Raw genomic sequence first — 16,202 nt, forward strand, 5'->3', positions numbered from 1 at the left:
CGTCCGGACCCGCTTATCCATCACCAATCCCCCAGAGCCTGCTGCCACAGGGTCATTGCCGCCACCGCTGCCGTATCCGCCCGCAGAATGCGCGGGCCAAGGCTGACCACATGGGATTGCGCCATGGCATGGAGGCGCTTGCGCTCGGCTTCGGAAAACCCGCCTTCGGGACCGATCAGGATGGCCCAGGGCGCGCCCTTGTGGCTTGCGGCGGCCAGTTGCAGCGCATTGCCCACCTCGGCCTCGTCGCAGAACATCAGCTGGCGTACTTCCGGCCAGTGATCCAGCAGGCGCGACAATTTCTGCAGGTCGGCGACCTCGGGCACGAAGGTGCCGCCGCATTGCTCGGCCGCCTCTACCGCATGGGCCTGCAAGCGGTCCTGGCGGATTCGCTCGGAATTGGTGAACTCTGTCTGCACCGGCAGGATGCGCGCAGCCCCCATCTCGGCGGCCTTTTCGACGATGAAATCGGTGCGCGCCTTCTTGATCGGCGCAAACAGCAGCCACAGGTCCGGCGGCATCTGCAAGGGGCGGCTCTGCTCAAGGCAGATCAGCGCGCCGCCACGCTTGCCCGCCTCGGCAACCTCGGCCAGCCATTCGCCATCGCGCCCGTTAAACAGGGCGACCCTGGCCCCCACCCCCTGCCGCATCACGCCGAACAGGTAATGGGCCTGGTCACGGTCCACAGGAATGGTTTGCCCTGCCCCCAAGGGGTGCTCTACATACAGTCTGATCTTCGCAGTCATGAGGTCCTACATATGCAAGGGCAATCGCCAACACCAGATGGTCAAGTCGCGGATGCGGTCAAGGGCAATTGGGTCGACACCCATGCGCCCGCCTGGAGCCGCCCCTATCTGCGCCTCAGCCGGGCCGACCGGCCCATCGGCACCTGGCTGCTGCTGATCCCCTGCTGGTGGGGGCTGGCGCTGGCGATCCTCTGGGATGAAACCCCGGTTTGGCAGGACGCCTGGATCTTTGTCGCCTGCGGCTTTGGCGCCTGGCTGATGCGCGGGGCGGGCTGCACCTGGAACGATATCACCGACCGCGATTTCGATGGCGCGGTCGAGCGCACCCGCTCGCGCCCGATCCCCTCGGGGCAGGTCACGGTAAAGGGCGCCGTGATCTGGATGGGGCTGCAGGCGCTGGTGGCCTTTGCCATCCTTCTCACCTTCAACTGGGCCGCCATCGCCATGGGCGTGCTGGCGCTTCTGCCCGTCGCCGTCTACCCCTTTGCCAAACGCTTCACCTGGTGGCCGCAGGTGTTTCTCGGCCTTGCGTTCAACTGGGGCGCCTTGCTGGGCTGGGTGGCCCATACCGGATCGCTGGCCTGGCCACCGGTGGTCCTTTATCTGGCCGGCATCGCCTGGACGCTGTTCTACGACACCATCTACGCCCATCAGGACACCGAGGATGACGCGCTGATCGGGGTGAAATCCACCGCCCGCCTGTTTGGCGACAACAGCCCGCGCTGGCTGCGCCGCTTCATCGTGGCCACCGTCAGCCTGATGGCGCTTGCTGTCGTGATGGCCGCACGCAAGGACGCCAGCCTTGTCACCCTGCTGCTGGCGCTTGCCGGTCCCTGGGCAATGGGCTGGCACATGACCTGGCAGCTGAGGGCCTTTGATCCCGACAACAACCCACGCCTGCTGCAACTCTTCCGGCTCAACCGCGATACCGGCTTGATTCCGCTCATCTTCTTTGCCGCAGCCAGTTTCGCATGATTGAACCGACCAGCCTGGGCCTGTATGACAATGCCCAACCTTCTCGCGGAATGCTGTCTCAATGCGCCTGTCGTCCCTTCTGATCCCGACCCTCTCCTTCGCTGCAGCGGCGGGATTGAGCCTGGTGGCCGCCAGCTTCGCCGTCACTGCCGTGGAACGTGGCAGCGAACGTGAGGTGCGCCGCACCCTGGATGTGACCGGCATGCACTGGGCCGAGGTGACCGCCGACGGGCTGCGCGTGACTCTGCAGGGCACCGCCCCGGACGAGGCCACCCGATTTGCCGCCATTTCCCTGGTCGGCAGCGTCGTCGATGCGGCGCGGGTGATTGACGACATCACCGTCCCCCCGGCCGCCGGTCTGGCACCACCGCGCTTTTCCGCCGAGATCCTGCGCAACGACAGCGGGATCTCGATCAGCGGCCTGATCCCGCTCTCCATCTCTCGCGAGGACCTGGTCGAGGACCTGCAGGACTTGGCCCGAAAGGACAGCCAGAAGGTCCGCGATCTTCTGGAGGCCGCCGATTACCCCGCGCCGGGAGAGTGGGAAGCCTCGATGCGTTTCGCGCTTGAAGCCCTGGCTTTGCTGCCGCGCGCCAAAATCTCGGTCACGGCGGGGGCGGTTTCGATCACGGCCATCGCCGACAGTGTCGCCGAGCGCAGCAGCTTTGAACGGCAACTGGCCCGCATGGCACCGCCGCAGATCCGCATCAACCTGGACATCACGGCACCGCGGCCGGTGATCACCCCCTTTACCCTGCGGTTCCTGATTTCCGAGGACGGCGCCCATTTCGATGCCTGCTCTGCCGAAAGCGAAGAAAGCCGCACCCGCATCCTGGCCGCCGCCCGTGCCGCCGGACTTGAGGGAGAGGCCACCTGCGTGATCGGTATGGGGGTTCCCTCGCCCAAATGGGCCGAGGCCGCCGAACGCAGCATCCAGAGCCTGGCCGCGCTGGGTCAGGGGTCTGTCACCATCGCCAATGCCGATATCACCCTGGTTGCCGCCGAAGGCACCCAGGAAGCGCAGTTCGACAAAGTGGTGGGAGAGCTGGAAACGGCCCTGCCGCAGGTCTTTGCCCTGCATGCGGTGCTGCCCGTGCCGGAGACCGCCGCCGCAGCGGGGGCGCCGGAGTTCACCGCAACACTCAGCCCCGAAGGGCAGGTGCAACTGCGCGGGCGCATCACCGACGCCAGCACCCGCACCATCGCCGACAGCTATGCCCGGGCGCGGTTCGGCTCGGACAACGTCTACACGGCCACACGGATCGCCGAGGGGCTGCCCGCCGACTGGCCGGTGCGGGTCCTGGCGGGCCTTGAGGTGCTCTCTTACCTGCAACGGGGTGCCGTGACCGTGACCCCGGACAACCTGGATCTGCGCGGCATGAGCCATCGCGAGGACGCCCCGGCAGAGATCGCCCGGTTCCTGTCGACCAAGCTCGGCGAGGCAGAGACCTACGCGCTGGATGTCACCTACGAAGAGCCCCCCGCGCCGGAAGACCAGCCCATGGCACCGGAGCTCTGCCAGGCGGAACTGGCCGGCGTGCAGATGAAAGCGGGCAAGATCAGTTTCGAACCCGGCTCGGCCACGGTGCAGGCCGACAGTGGCGTGATCCTCGATCAGATCGCCGCGATCCTGGAGGAATGCGGCCCGATCCGGCTGGAAATCCAGGGCCATACCGACAGTCAGGGCCGCGAGGAGATGAACCAGAACCTGAGCCAGGCGCGGGCGCAATCGGTGCTGAACGAACTGCGCGCCCGGCGGATCCTGACCTCCACCTATGTGGCGCGCGGCTATGGCGAAAGCACTCCCATCGCGCCCAATGACACGGAAGAAGGGCGCGAAGCCAACCGGCGCATCGAATTCCGCCTGATGCTGCCCACGACGGGCACCACCGAGAGCGACCAGGAAGAAACCTTGCTGGACAGCGCCGCCGAAAACCCGCCGGCCACCGTGGATCTGGAAGAGAGCCCCGATGAGGCAAGCCCCCCGGAAGGCCCGCCTGAGGGGCTTCCCGAGGAAGACGCGCCGACAGATGATGACACGCAACAGGAGACATCGGACCAATGAACAGAACAGAGTTCATCCTCACCACCGCCATCATCCTGTTTGCCGCCTTTGCCATGGGCTGGTTCGCAAACTGGCTGGTACATCGCTTCACCCGCGTGCGCCAAAGCGATGTCGCCGATCTGGACCGCATGAGCCAGGAGCTGCACGAGGCCGAGGAAACCCGCGATCAGGCCATCACCTACCTGCAGCAGCGTGAAGCGGAGCTGACCAACCAGCTGACCCAGACCGAGGCAGAGCTGAACGCCGCCATGGAGGGGCTGCGCGACGCCCGGCGCGAAGCCGAAGAGCTGCGCGCCCACCTCAATCACTAGGGTCCCACCTCAGTCATCACGGTCACTGTCGGCCACCACTGGCCATATAGTGGCCGACACGTGGTCGCGACACGACCTACCTGATCCTCAGCCTAGTAGACATCCCGCTGATAGCGGTGCGATGCGGCAAGGGCCTCCATATAGGCGGCGACCTCCGCATCGGATTTGCCGCCCTGTTGCGCAATGATCTCCCGCAGGATGCGATCGACATCCGCCGCCATACGGCTGGCATCACCGCAGATATAGAGTGCGGCACCCTTCTCCAGCCAGTCGTAGACCTCGGGGCCGTTCTCCTTCAGCAGGGTCTGCACATAGACCTTTTCAGCCCCGTCACGGGACCAGGCCAGGCTGACCCTGTCCAGAACACCGCTTTCGCTCCAGGCTTCTATCTGTTCGCGGTAGAGGAAATCGCAAGCCTCGTGCTGATCTCCGAAGAACAGCCAGTTCCGCCCCTCGGCGCCGCGCGCCGCGCGCTCTTCAAGGAAGGCGCGGAAGGGGGCAATTCCGGTGCCGGGTCCAATCATGATCAGCGGCACCCCGTCGTCATCGGGAAGGTGGAAATGGGCCGATTTCTGCACATAGACGCCGATGCTGCCGCCTTCGGGCAGCCGCTCCCCGAGATAGGTCGATGCCACGCCCTTTCGGTCGCTCTCATGCATGGCGTAGCGCACTTCGCCCACAGTCAGATGCACCTCGCCCGGATGCGCCTTGGGGCTGGAGGAAATCGAGTAGAGTCGCGGCTGCAAGGCGCGCATCCCGTCGACCAGCCCCTGCGCGTCCAGCGCCAGCCCGGCTTTCAGCAGGTCGATGAGATGGACATCCCCCGCTGATGGCTCGACGCCCCAGGTCTCGAGCGTTTTCGGCGTCACGGTCTGCACGTCACGCCGCGTCAGCAAGGCCGCGCGCAGCGGCGCCGGGCCGGTTTTCAGCTCGACGACCTCCTTCCCGCTCAGGCCGGTGGCGGTCAGGATCTCCTGCACCTCCCTGGGGCAGTTCATCGGCCAGACACCCAAGGCGTCGCCAACGGCATAATCCAGATCCGCCCCGGCGCCGGCCAGCGACAGTTCGATATGATTGACGCATTTGGCCGATCCCGCACCGCTCAACCGCTCTGATACCGTCAACGTGGCCATGAACGGATGGTTCTTGTCAAAGGCGGGGCCTGCGGTAACCGGCTCCGGCGCCGAGGCGGCGCCAGCGGCGCTCTTGAACGGATCGCTGGCAAGGGCGGCCTCGCGCCAGGCAGCATAGCCATCGTCGAAATCCACATCGCAGAACGCGGCCTCGGCCGCCCGGGTCGCGCCCAGCTCGCCCAGGCGACGGTCGATGTCGCTGGCCGTCTTGTTGAAATCCGCATAGCTGGAATCCCCCAACCCAAGGACGCTGTAGTTCAGCGTCGCGGGCAGATCGGGCGCGGCGTCGTCCAGCAAGGCAGCGCAGAACTTGACCGCATTGTCGGTGGGCTCGCCCTCGCCAAAGGTGGCCGCCACGATCAGCAGGTGATTGATCGCCGCAAGGTCCGAGATCTGCAGATCATCCAGCGCCGCCACCGTCGCCTCGAATCCTCGGGTTTTCGAGACCCTGCGCAGATCCTTGGAGAGCGCTTCGGCATTGCCCGACTGCGAGCCATAGAGAATGGTCAGCGCGGTGCCCACCTCGGCCTCCGGACCGCCGCCAGCCACCGCCGAGGCAATCGCGTGCAATCCGCTGAGCAGGCCATTCAGCCAGTGGCGCTGCGCCTCGTCAAAGGGGGCATCCTCGGGGATGAATGTCGCCGGGGCGGTGCCGTGAGCCTGGCCAATCGCGGTTGCCAGGTTTTCCAGAATTTTGGGGTCTTGAGCAGTCATGATGGGATATCCGGTTCAGTCACTCTGTTAACTGGCGATCGCAAAGCCCTGCGGCACCAGGCGCTTCAGCTCCTCGTCGCTCAAGCTGCGGGTGAAATCGAGAAAGCTCTGCTGCGAGCGACGCTCGGCCATTTAGCGGCCCACCACGTGATCGAGAATGTCACGGACCGCGGCGCTGGGCACCGGACCACACAGCGGCCGGGCAAGCCCCTGATCGGTATCCGACCCGCCGCCCAGCACGATGTTATAGCCCTCGCCGCCCCCCGGTGCGGTCGTGCCGACCAGGCCGATATCGCCGATATAGTGCTGGGCGCAGGAATTCGGACAGCCCGTGAGGTGGATGTTGATCGGAGTGTCCAACCTTTATTTGCTTTGCAGATGGCATACGATGGATTGCGCATCGGCCTTTGTGTAGGCCAGCCCCAGCTTGCAGGCCCATTTGCCCGTGCAGGCCACGGCACCCGCGGCAAAGGCACTGGCCGCATCGCTGAGACCGATTGCGGCAAGATCCCGCTGGACCTCGGCCACCGCAGTGTCTGGCACGCCCAGGATCAGCGGGTTCTGCCAGACCGTCAGGCGCATGTCATTGCAGCCATGGGTCATCGCAATCCGGCCCAGCGCGTGCATCTGCTCGGCGGACATGCGGCCCAACTCCAGGGCGACACCGATGTAGTTCAAGCCGTCCTTCAGCTTGTGGACGCCGATATGGGCCTGACGTGCCACCGGCATCCGGGGGGCCTCGATGCCGTCCGGCAAGCGGGTAAGCACCACACCCCGCTCCTGTGCGTCCAGCTTCTCCTGCGCCATCTGGCAGAACCAATCGACACCCTTCCCTTCCAGCAGATATTTCAGGCGCGCCTTGCCGCGATTTGTACGGTTGCCATGTGCGACAAAGACGCGCAACATTGCCTCGGCCACATCGACCGCTTCTTCGGGACGGCAGGCCAGCCCGGTACGGCGCGCAAAATCCTTGTGGCCGGTGATCCCGCCCAGCGCGATGCGCAGCCAGATCCCCGGCGCGATCCCGTGATCGTTCTCGCCGATCTCGACGGCCTGAAAGCTGATGTCATTGGTATCGGAAACGCAGGAGATATAGCCCGCCCCGTCGAAGGAGATGTTGAACTTTCGCGGGATGCCCTGCAATTGCCGCGTGCGCAGAATGCGCAGACTGAGCCGAGACACCTGCTGGCGCAGATCGATCAGCTCCAGCGGATCGAAACCGGCAAGCGGCGACAGGGTCAGGTTGCGCGCGCTGTCAGCCCCGGTGCCCTGCGCGGTCAGCCCTACGCTTTGCATCTTTTCAATAATCGGGATGACGTTGCCGGGCATGATTTCGCGCAGTTGCAGGCTGCCCCGTGTGGTTACATGTGCATAGCCACCCGCGTGATCCTTGGCGATGTCGCCCAGTACCATTATCTGGTCGCCCCGTATGATGTTCCCGGGGCAGCGCATCCGCATCATATAGCCCTCCTGCGCGGGCCGAACGTCAAAGAAGCCCAGGTGGCGCAGCAGAAAGTTATCGAGACCGGCGGCCTGATGGCCCTCGGCCTCCCATTTCTCGACCATGTGCCACATGTCCAGCGGATGCATGTTGAATTTCGCGACCTCTTCCTTTGCTAGGTCGTCCAGCGGCACACCGTAAACGCTGATCTCTTCGTGTTCGGAGGGGCCGCCACCCGACTGAAAGGCCTGATTGAGGTTGAGCCTGGTGAGAACGTCGATCAGGTAGCGTTGCTGTTCATCGGTAAATCCTGTCGCGGCTTGAGACATTTTCCTGGTTCCATAATCCACGAACACTGCGGTCCAGCCGCATGAACGGTTGTTTCTGAAGGTCGCGCATGCGCGCGGGGAGAGATCTGCAATGCTGCTCGCCCGAAGGCCCGAGGCACTTGCCAACTCATTCACCGGACGGCGCTGTCCGACTGGGGCAGGCCGCATCACCTCTGCTGCGTCGGACCTCGTCGTCCGGGATGCTGAGCTGTGCGTTTATTAGGGCAAGCAAAGCACAGCCCGCGGCTGAGGCAAGCAGCGGATGCAAAATCCCGGTCAGATACGTGCTTTCTGCCTGTGGGCGGCTGAATAATACGCAGATGCGATCGGAATGGGGGCAATCCCTGCTCCTGCCCGCTCCGCAAACGGCCATCTCCTGACGCCCTTCGCGCCGCGCAAGCCGATAAATACCGGCGCCCAGTGTCAGCGATCCGTCCCGACGATTCTGCACCGCAGCATCAAACTGCGGTACTTTTTGTACATCCAGCGGCAAAACTCGCACAAAATGTCACCAAATCGCGTATGGGCGGCAAAAACTGCCGGGGCCACTTTGGCAAAATGGTTTGACAGACCTTATCTCCACGCGCTCTGCTTGATCTGCGACTGGCGATGAAGTCAGCGTCACACTGCCAGAACCAGGCCCGCGTATTGTTGCGCACGGGCCCGGTCTGAACTCCGCAGCAACGGCGCTGCGTGCCAGAAACACATGTAGCATCTGCGTTTGCACCCTAGTGTGCGGCCCGTTTCCCCTGCGCGAGCTGTCGTCTCGTTCAGCGGGCTCAAGATCTGCGTGTTCTGTCACCGATGAAATCGTCCTGAACCGTCTGAAGCGCGGCCCCCTGTCATTCAGACACGTCATCCAAACCTGAACCTGCCTTTAGGCCAGGACACCCAGACAAGAGGAACTGAACCGAAATGTCATATGTAACACCTGCCGAGTTCTCTGCTCAAATGGTGGATGCCGGCGCGAAAAAGGCGCTGATGTCCACCAAGGATACGCTGATCCGTGCATATATGGCAGGCGCTATCCTGGCGCTGGCTGCTGCCTTTGCCGTCACCATTGCCGTTCAGACCGGTCATTTCATAATCGGCGCGCTGCTGTTTCCGGTCGGTTTCTGCACCCTTTACCTGCTGGGCTACGATCTTCTGACAGGGGTCTTTACCCTTGTGCCCCTGGCGGTGATCGACAAGCGCCCCGGCGTCGACATGAAGGCGCTTTGGCGCAATTGGGGCCTGGTGTTTGTCGGCAACTTTGCCGGGGCCTTCACCACGGCCGTCTTCATTACCGTCACGCTGACGATGGGGTTCACCACCGAGCCGAACGCGGTCGGGCAAAAGCTGATGGCCATCGGGCACTCGCGGACCGTAGGCTATGCCGAAGCCGGTGGCGGTGGCATGCTGACCCTGTTCATCCGTGCGGTCATGTGCAACTGGATGGTCTCGACCGGGGTTGTGGCCGCCATGATGTCGACCTCCACCTCGGGCAAGATCATGGCAATGTGGATGCCGATCCTGATCTTCTTCTACATGGGCTTCGAACACTCCATCGTGAACATGTTCCTGTTCCCGATCGGCATACTGATGGGCGCGGATTTCACCTGGGGCGACTACCTGCTTTACAATGAAATCCCGACCGTTCTTGGCAACCTCGTTGGCGGCCTGACCTTTGTCGGCGCGATGCTCTACTCGACCTACTACAAGACCAGCCCTTCACGTGACCCCAAGGGCGTCCCGGCTGAATAAGTCGGGCGATCATGCCAACCGGCCGCACGGATCGCCCTCCGTGCGGCCAAGCTGATCCGATCCAGATGCAGAGCCTTGCCATGCCCAAAGACGGAAACCAGACATCCACGCTTTGCGTGCAACTCGGCCAGTTTTCTCAGGCCGGGTTGAAAGGAAAGCGCAACCAGGACTTCTTTGGCGCCAGCGTTCCCGAAGGCAAGGCGCTGCGGCTGAAGGGCGTGACCCTGGCGATTGCAGACGGGATAACGCCCAGCCCAGTCAGTCACGAAGCCTCGGAGATCGCCGTCAAAAGCCTGATGACCGATTACTACGCCACCTCCGATGCCTGGGGCGTACAGACCGCCGCGAGCAACGTGATCTCGGCAACCAATGCCTGGCTCCATGGGCTGAACCGCCGATCCATGCCGGAGCGGACCGAACTGGGCCATATCTGCACCCTCACCGCGCTGATCCTGAAAGGTCACCACGCGCATATCCTGCATGTCGGAGACAGCCGAGCCTGGCGCATTTCCGGCATCAGCCTGGAGCCGCTGACACAGGATCATGTCATCCCGGTGCCCGGCGCCGGACCCCAGTTGAACCGGGCGCTTGGGCTTGATCACACTCTGGCCGTGGACTACCGCCAGGTGGAGCTGCGGCCGGGTGACATCTTCCTGTTGAGCACCGATGGCGTGCATGATCACTGGGACCCCGATGGGGTGATCACCACGATCAACGGCGCCGACACACTGGATGACGCCGCGGCCAGCATTGCCGCAGCCTCCCGCAAGGCGGGCAGCCGCGACGACCTGACCCTGCAGATCCTGCGCGTGGACGCCCTGCCCGAGACCGACCCGCTGGCCGATCTGGTTGACGGCGACCTGCCACTGCTGCCCTTGCCAGAGCCGGGTGATACGCTTGATGGATTTCGGATCGTCCGCAAGATCCACGAAAACAACCGCAGCCATATCTTCTTGGCGATCGCCCCCGATGGTCAGAAGGTAGCCCTGAAAATGCCCGCCAGCGAGACGAAATCGGAACCGGTGTTGCTGCGTCGCTTCCTGATGGAAGAATGGATCGCCCGCAGGCTGTGCTCGCCCCATGTGCTACGCGCGGCCCCGGCCCCCGAGAACCGCTCTGGTCTCTATGTGGTCACCGAGTTCATCGAGGGACAGACCCTGCGCCAATGGATGAACGACAACCCGCAGCCGTCCATCGCAGAGGTGCGCAGCCTTGCCCGCCAGATGATCCTTGGACTGCGTGCCTTTCATCGCAAGGACATGTTGCACCAGGATTTCCGGCCGGAAAACATGATGATAGACACAGAGGGCACCCTGAAGATCATCGATCTTGGTGCGACCCGCGTGCAGGGTGTCGAAGAGGGCAAGGCCGACCCCGCAGAGGCTATCCTCGGCACGCTGCAATACACCGCGCCCGAGTATTTCGTCGGCGATCAGATCGGCCCCTATTCGGACCAGTTTTCCCTGGGCGTGATCATCTACGAGATGCTGAGCGGTCGCTTGCCTTTCGGCGCCGATGCCGCCCGTGTCTGCAATCGCCGCGACAGGGCGCGGCTGCGCTATCGCCCGGCGGTCGATGGTGAAAACGCGGTGCCCTACTGGATCGACGACACGCTGCGCCGCGCCACGCATCCGCTTGGCCACAGGCGATTTGCCGCCCTGTCAGAGCTGGATGCGGGCCTGACCGCGCCGCCGCCGGGACGCCGCAGCAGCGCCCAACGCCCCCTGGCGGAACGCGATCCGACGCGGTTCTGGCAGACCATTTCGGCTCTGCTTTTTGGCCTCGTGCTGGTCCTGCTGGCCACTCGATGACACCCTCCCCCAACCGAAAGGAAAACTCATGGACATAGTAGCAACCACGATGACCCGCGAAGACGTCACCGCGATGATCATCCAGGCCAAGAAACAGGGCGGATTGACCTGGGAAGGCATCGCCGAGGCGATTGGCATGTCTGCGGTCTGGACCCACTCGGCGGCGATGGGCATGAACGCCATGCCCGCGGAAAAGGCCGACGCTCTGGTCAGCGCGCTTGGCTTGCCACCCGAAGCCTCGGCCGTTCTGCAGGAAAGCCCGACCAAGATCTGGGAGCAAGCGGTGCCGACCGATCCCTGCATCTACCGATTCTACGAGATTGTCGGCGTCTACGGTCCGACGCTGAAAGCCCTGATCCACGAAAAATTCGGCGACGGCATCATGTCTGCGATCGATTTCGACATGACCGTCACCCGCGTCGAGAATCCGAAAGGCGACCGGGTGAAGGTCGAGATGTCCGGAAAATACCTGGCCTATAACGCCTGGTAGGACCGAAGCTCAGGACTCATTACTCCTGCACCACTGGTTTGACAGAATTTTTGCCTACTCACGAGCAATACTGCAGCAATAGTGGTTCTATTTCAACGCATTGAGAGGCAAGCAGGCGGAAATTCCGTCACATCCGAAGGACGTCAAATCCACTTCATCTCAGTGGCTTCTAACGCTTGCGAATAGAGCCACCATGCACGGAGCGCGCCAAACCCCTGATATCTCGTGGATTTGGCGCCAGTGGTGCAGGGTAAATGAGTCCTGTGACTAGGGGCTCCGGCCCCGTTCCCGTCGGCTATCCCCGACCTATGCCGCAAACCGCGGCATGGGGCACCCATCGCGCTTGGCGCCGGGCATATCATTCACATACATAATGGAAAATGGTGCTGCTGGAGAGAATCGAACTCTCGACCTCTCCCTTACCAAGGGAGTGCTCTACCTCTGAGCTACAGCAGCGCCGGTGAGGGGGCTTTTAGGGATAAACGCAGAGGTGCGCAAGACCATTCTGGACGGTTTTTTCGCACTAAGTTACACAAGGTTTATGGCAGATAAAAAATCACCAAAAACCAGTGGTCAGTCCACAAGTCGTGAGGACCGCCTGAAGGCGGCGCTGAAGGCCAACATGGCCCGCCGCAAGGCGCAGGCCAAGGCACGTGCGACCAAACAGGACTCTGGCGCAGGCAGTTCGGAAGGGTAAGGCAGATGGATTCGATTCTGGTAACGGGCAATGGGCCGCTCAGCGGTCAGATCCCGATCGCAGGGGCCAAGAACGCCTGTCTGACGCTGATGCCCGCGACACTTCTGAGCGAAGAACCGCTGACGCTGACCAATGCGCCGCGCCTCAGCGACATCAAGACGATGACCGAGCTGTTGCGCTCCCTTGGCGCCGAGGTCTCTGCCCTGCAGGATGGGCAGGTGCAGGCGATGTCGAGCCATGACCTCGACAATCACGTGGCCGACTATGACATCGTGCGCAAGATGCGCGCCTCCAACCTGGTGCTGGGGCCGATGCTGGCGCGGTTGGGTCAGGCGGTGGTGTCGCTGCCGGGCGGTTGCGCGATTGGTGCGCGCCCGATGGATCTGCATATCTTCGGCCTGGAAAAGCTGGGCGCCGAGATCGACCTGCGCGACGGCTACCTGCATGCCAAGGCACCGGGCGGGCTGAAAGGCGCGGTGATCGATCTCTCCTTTGCCTCGGTCGGCGCGACAGAGAACATCCTGATGGCCGCAACACTGGCCAAGGGCACCACCGTCATCAACAACGCTGCGCGCGAGCCGGAGATTTCCGACCTGGCCGACTGCCTGCGCAAGATGGGCGCGCAGATCGAAGGCGACGGCACCTCGCGCATCGAGGTGCTGGGCGTCGATCGCCTGCATGGCGCCACCCACCAGGTGGTGACCGACCGGATCGAGCTGGGGACCTATATGCTGGCGCCGGTCATCTGCGGCGGCGAGGTAGAGCTTCTGGGCGGACGCATGGATCTGATCGGGTCCTTTGCCGAGAAACTGGACGAGGCGGGCGTCGATATCACCGAAACGGATGCAGGGCTGAAAGTGCGCCGCCGGGGCGACCGGGTGAAGGCCGTGAATGTCACCACCGAACCCTTCCCCGGTTTCCCGACCGACCTGCAGGCGCAGATGATGGCGCTGATGTGCACCGCCGATGGCGTCAGCGTTCTGGAAGAGAAGATCTTTGAGAATCGCTTCATGCATGCGCCCGAGCTGACCCGCATGGGTGCGCGCATCGATGTGCATGGCGGCACCGCGACCGTGACCGGGGTGGAACGCCTGAAGGGCGCGCCGGTGATGGCCACCGATCTGCGGGCTTCGGTCTCTCTGATCCTTGCCGGTCTCGCTGCCGAGGGGGAAACCCTGGTCAACCGGGTCTACCACCTGGATCGCGGCTATGAGCATGTGGTCGGAAAACTATCTGGCGTGGGCGCCAAGATCGAACGGATCAAGGGGAACTGATGGCTGACGCAACATTTGAAGAGGGCCGCGAGGCGCCGCTGAACCTGGGCGCCCAGGAGGAGGAGGATCTGAAGGTCCTTTCGGCCCTGGTGCAGGATTCGGTCTTTCCGGTCACCGAAATGCGCTGGCAGGCCGCCGAGCGCCGCTTTGCCCTGTTGATCAACCGCTTCCGCTGGGAAGACCGCGCCGCCGCCGAACGGCGCGCGCGCGCCTATGAACGGGTGCAGTCGCTTCTGGTGGTGGACAATGTGCTGGGCGTTGCCTCGCAGGGGTTTGATCGTGGCGACAAGGATCTGGTGCTGTCGCTTCTGTCCCTGTCATTTGAACCCGGCGAGGATGGCGCGGGCCATCTGGTGCTGACCCTGGCCGGCGATGGCGCCATCCGCCTGTCGGTGGAGGCGCTGGAGCTGCATCTGCGCGATGTGACGCGGCCCTATACCGCGCCCTCGGGCAAGGCACCTGATCACGGCGAGGGCTAATCCTCCTTCGCCCTCAGGGCAAAATGCTGCACCCAGCCCCTGCGGCTTGTCCCGCTGCCCGCCGCCCTATATGTCCCCTGCGCAAAGCCGGAGAAACCAGATGCCCGTTTTCCTTGATACATCCGATGCCGATTTCGAAACCGCCTTTGCCGCGCTTCTCAGCGCCAAGCGCGAGGACAGCCCGGATGTGGATGCCGTTGTCGCCGATATCATCGCAGATGTCCGGGCACGCGGCGATGCGGCGCTGATCGAGCTGACTGCAAAGTTCGACCGACTGGAGCTAAACGCCGACAAGCTGGCGATCTCCGAAGCCGAAGTGGATGCCGCCATCGCTGGCGTGCCCGCAGAGGAACGCAAGGCGCTGGAACTGGCTGCCGAACGCATCCGCGCCTATCACGAACGCCAGATGCCGCAGGATGACACCTGGACCGATACGGCGGGCGCGACCCTTGGCTGGCGCTGGTCGGCGGTCTCGGCGGCCGGCCTATACGTGCCAGGCGGGCTTGCCTCTTACCCCTCCTCGGTGCTGATGAACGCCATTCCGGCCAAGGTCGCCGGGGTGGAACGCCTCGCCATCACCGTGCCGACGCCCGATGGGGTGCTCAATCCACTGGTTCTGCTCGCCGCGCGTCTGGCCAGCGTGGATGAGATCTACCGCATCGGCGGCGCCCAGGCGATTGCAGCGCTGGCCTATGGCACCAAAACCATCGCCCCCGTGGACAAGATCACCGGCCCCGGCAACGCCTTTGTCGCCGCCGCCAAGCGGCGCGTCTTTGGCAAGGTGGGCATCGACATGATCGCCGGCCCCTCCGAGATCCTGGTGATCGCCGACAAGGACAACAATCCGGACTGGATCGCGCTGGACCTGATGAGCCAGGCCGAACACGACGAAAGCGCCCAGTCGATCCTGATCACCGACGATGCCGCATTTGGCCGCGCCGTGGCCAAGGCCGTGGACAAGCGGCTTGAAACCCTGGACCGCCGTGCCATCGCGGGCGCCAGCTGGCGCGACTTCGGCGCGGTGATCACCGTGCGCGATCTGGATGAGGCGGCAAAGCTGTCGAACCGCATCGCGCCCGAGCACCTTGAACTCTGCGTCGGTGATCCCGAAGGGCTGAGCCAGCAGACCATTCACGCAGGCGCCATCTTCCTTGGCCAATACACCCCCGAGGCCATCGGGGACTATGTGGGCGGCCCCAACCACGTGCTGCCCACGGCGCGCTCGGCGCGCTTCTCCTCCGGCCTGTCGGTGATGGATTTCCTGAAACGCACGACGCTGGCCCGGATGACCCCCGAGGCCCTGCGCGCCATCGGCCCTGCCGCCGAAACCCTGGCGCAAAGCGAAAGCCTGGAAGCACACGGCCTGTCGGTCACGGTGCGGCTGAACGCGCTCAACGACTGATCCCACCTTTCACGCGTGGTGACGCAGCGCGGCGGCCTCTCTCAGATCATTGCCGCGCCGCGCCCCATGGGCTAGTGAGGATGCGAACAAGGATAAGAGGTCTCGCTTCCATGAGCCGCATCAGTCACATTGAGCTGGACGACAGCAACCTGCCGCCCCCCACGCCAGAGATCGAGCAGGAACGCAAGGTGGCGCTGTTTGACCTCATCGAGGAAAACTCCTTCACCCTCCCCGACCGCGACGACCGCGAGGTTCCGCCCGGCCCCTATCACCTGGGGCTGGCAATCCGCGACAAGCGGTTGGTCTTCGACATCACCACCGAAGACGGGCAGAAGGCGGCGGAATTTCACCTGTCGCTGTCGCCCTTCCGGCAGGTGGTGAAGGATTACTACCAGATCTGCGAGAGCTATTTCACCGCCGTCAAAACCATGCCCCCCAGCCAGATCGAGACCATCGACATGGCCCGGCGCGGCATCCACAACGAGGGCAGCCGCGTCCTGCAGGAGCGGCTGGACGGCAAGGCCGAGATCGACACCGATACCGCCCGCCGTCTGTTCACCCTGATCTGCGTCCTGCATTTCGGAGGCTGACG

Annotated in this window: 15 protein-coding genes and 1 tRNA gene; 11 read left to right on the top strand and 5 right to left on the bottom strand. The window is 63.7% G+C overall.

Going from position 1 to position 16,202, the window contains the following annotated elements:
- Positions 1 to 20: 20 nt before the first annotated feature.
- Positions 21 to 746, bottom strand: coding sequence for a 16S rRNA (uracil(1498)-N(3))-methyltransferase (locus tag PXK01_RS11765; RefSeq protein ID WP_274860169.1), 726 nt, complete (start codon positions 744 to 746; stop codon positions 21 to 23).
- Positions 747 to 758: 12 nt separating this feature from the next.
- On the opposite strand from PXK01_RS11765, the gene ubiA reads away from it, so the two are divergent.
- The 3 genes from ubiA to PXK01_RS11780 all read left to right on the top strand — a co-directional run bounded on the left by ubiA (position 759) and on the right by PXK01_RS11780 (position 4,097).
- Positions 759 to 1,721, top strand: a complete 963-nt coding sequence (gene ubiA, locus PXK01_RS11770; protein WP_274860170.1) for a 4-hydroxybenzoate octaprenyltransferase — start codon at positions 759 to 761, stop codon at positions 1,719 to 1,721.
- Positions 1,722 to 1,782: 61 nt separating this feature from the next.
- Positions 1,783 to 3,786: an OmpA family protein gene (locus PXK01_RS11775; RefSeq protein ID WP_274860172.1), complete on the top strand. Its 2,004-nt coding sequence runs from the start codon at positions 1,783 to 1,785 to the stop codon at positions 3,784 to 3,786.
- On the top strand, positions 3,783 to 4,097 hold the full coding sequence (locus PXK01_RS11780; RefSeq protein ID WP_274849063.1) for a hypothetical protein: 315 nt from the start codon (positions 3,783 to 3,785) through the stop codon (positions 4,095 to 4,097). Before PXK01_RS11775 ends, PXK01_RS11780 begins: the two co-directional genes overlap by 4 nt.
- 92 nt (positions 4,098 to 4,189) lie before the next feature.
- Here the strand turns inward: PXK01_RS11780 and PXK01_RS11785 are convergent, their stop codons facing one another.
- The 3 genes from PXK01_RS11785 to cobG form a co-directional block, all read right to left on the bottom strand.
- Positions 4,190 to 5,944, bottom strand: a complete 1,755-nt coding sequence (locus tag PXK01_RS11785; protein ID WP_274860173.1) for a diflavin oxidoreductase — start codon at positions 5,942 to 5,944, stop codon at positions 4,190 to 4,192.
- Positions 5,945 to 6,076: 132 nt separating this feature from the next.
- Complete coding sequence (locus PXK01_RS11790; RefSeq protein ID WP_274849061.1) at positions 6,077 to 6,304, bottom strand: hypothetical protein; 228 nt, start codon at positions 6,302 to 6,304, stop codon at positions 6,077 to 6,079.
- 3 nt (positions 6,305 to 6,307) lie between these two features.
- Entirely contained in the window at positions 6,308 to 7,714 is a 1,407-nt protein-coding gene (gene cobG, locus PXK01_RS11795) for a precorrin-3B synthase (RefSeq protein WP_274860174.1), read from the bottom strand.
- Positions 7,715 to 8,629: 915 nt separating this feature from the next.
- Between cobG and PXK01_RS11800 the strand changes: the two genes are divergently transcribed.
- The 3 genes from PXK01_RS11800 (at position 8,630) to cynS (ending at position 11,758) form a co-directional block, all read left to right on the top strand.
- Complete coding sequence (locus PXK01_RS11800; protein WP_274860175.1) at positions 8,630 to 9,457, top strand: formate/nitrite transporter family protein; 828 nt, start codon at positions 8,630 to 8,632, stop codon at positions 9,455 to 9,457.
- An 80-nt stretch (positions 9,458 to 9,537) separates the two neighbouring features.
- Positions 9,538 to 11,268 (top strand): bifunctional protein-serine/threonine kinase/phosphatase, encoded by a 1,731-nt coding sequence (locus PXK01_RS11805; RefSeq protein ID WP_274860176.1) that lies wholly within the window; start codon positions 9,538 to 9,540, stop codon positions 11,266 to 11,268.
- Positions 11,269 to 11,296: 28 nt separating this feature from the next.
- A complete protein-coding gene (gene cynS / locus PXK01_RS11810) occupies positions 11,297 to 11,758 on the top strand; it encodes a cyanase (protein ID WP_274849057.1) in 462 nt (153 codons plus the stop codon).
- A gap of 381 nt (positions 11,759 to 12,139) precedes the next feature.
- On the opposite strand, the gene PXK01_RS11815 is transcribed toward cynS, so the two are convergent.
- Positions 12,140 to 12,214, bottom strand: a tRNA-Thr gene (locus PXK01_RS11815).
- A 34-nt stretch (positions 12,215 to 12,248) separates the two neighbouring features.
- On the opposite strand from PXK01_RS11815, the gene PXK01_RS11820 reads away from it, so the two are divergent.
- The 5 genes from PXK01_RS11820 (at position 12,249) to PXK01_RS11840 (ending at position 16,200) form a co-directional block, all read left to right on the top strand.
- Complete coding sequence (locus PXK01_RS11820; protein ID WP_274849143.1) at positions 12,249 to 12,455, top strand: hypothetical protein; 207 nt, start codon at positions 12,249 to 12,251, stop codon at positions 12,453 to 12,455.
- Between the two features lie 5 nt (positions 12,456 to 12,460).
- A complete protein-coding gene (gene murA, locus PXK01_RS11825) occupies positions 12,461 to 13,729 on the top strand; it encodes a UDP-N-acetylglucosamine 1-carboxyvinyltransferase (protein ID WP_274860177.1) in 1,269 nt (422 codons plus the stop codon).
- Positions 13,729 to 14,208 carry a DUF2948 family protein gene (locus PXK01_RS11830; protein WP_274860178.1) on the top strand — a complete coding sequence of 160 codons (480 nt, stop codon included), beginning with the start codon at positions 13,729 to 13,731 and terminating at the stop codon, positions 14,206 to 14,208. The genes murA and PXK01_RS11830 overlap by 1 nt, the downstream gene beginning before the upstream one ends.
- A gap of 100 nt (positions 14,209 to 14,308) precedes the next feature.
- Positions 14,309 to 15,610 carry a histidinol dehydrogenase gene (gene hisD / locus PXK01_RS11835; protein WP_274860179.1) on the top strand — a complete coding sequence of 434 codons (1,302 nt, stop codon included), beginning with the start codon at positions 14,309 to 14,311 and terminating at the stop codon, positions 15,608 to 15,610.
- Positions 15,611 to 15,720: 110 nt separating this feature from the next.
- A complete protein-coding gene (locus PXK01_RS11840; RefSeq protein WP_274849053.1) occupies positions 15,721 to 16,200 on the top strand; it encodes a UPF0262 family protein in 480 nt (159 codons plus the stop codon).
- Positions 16,201 to 16,202 lie beyond the last annotated feature (2 nt).

Origin of the sequence: Phaeobacter sp. PT47_59 (assembly GCF_028890025.1) — a bacterium.
GTDB lineage: Bacteria > Pseudomonadota > Alphaproteobacteria > Rhodobacterales > Rhodobacteraceae > Phycobacter.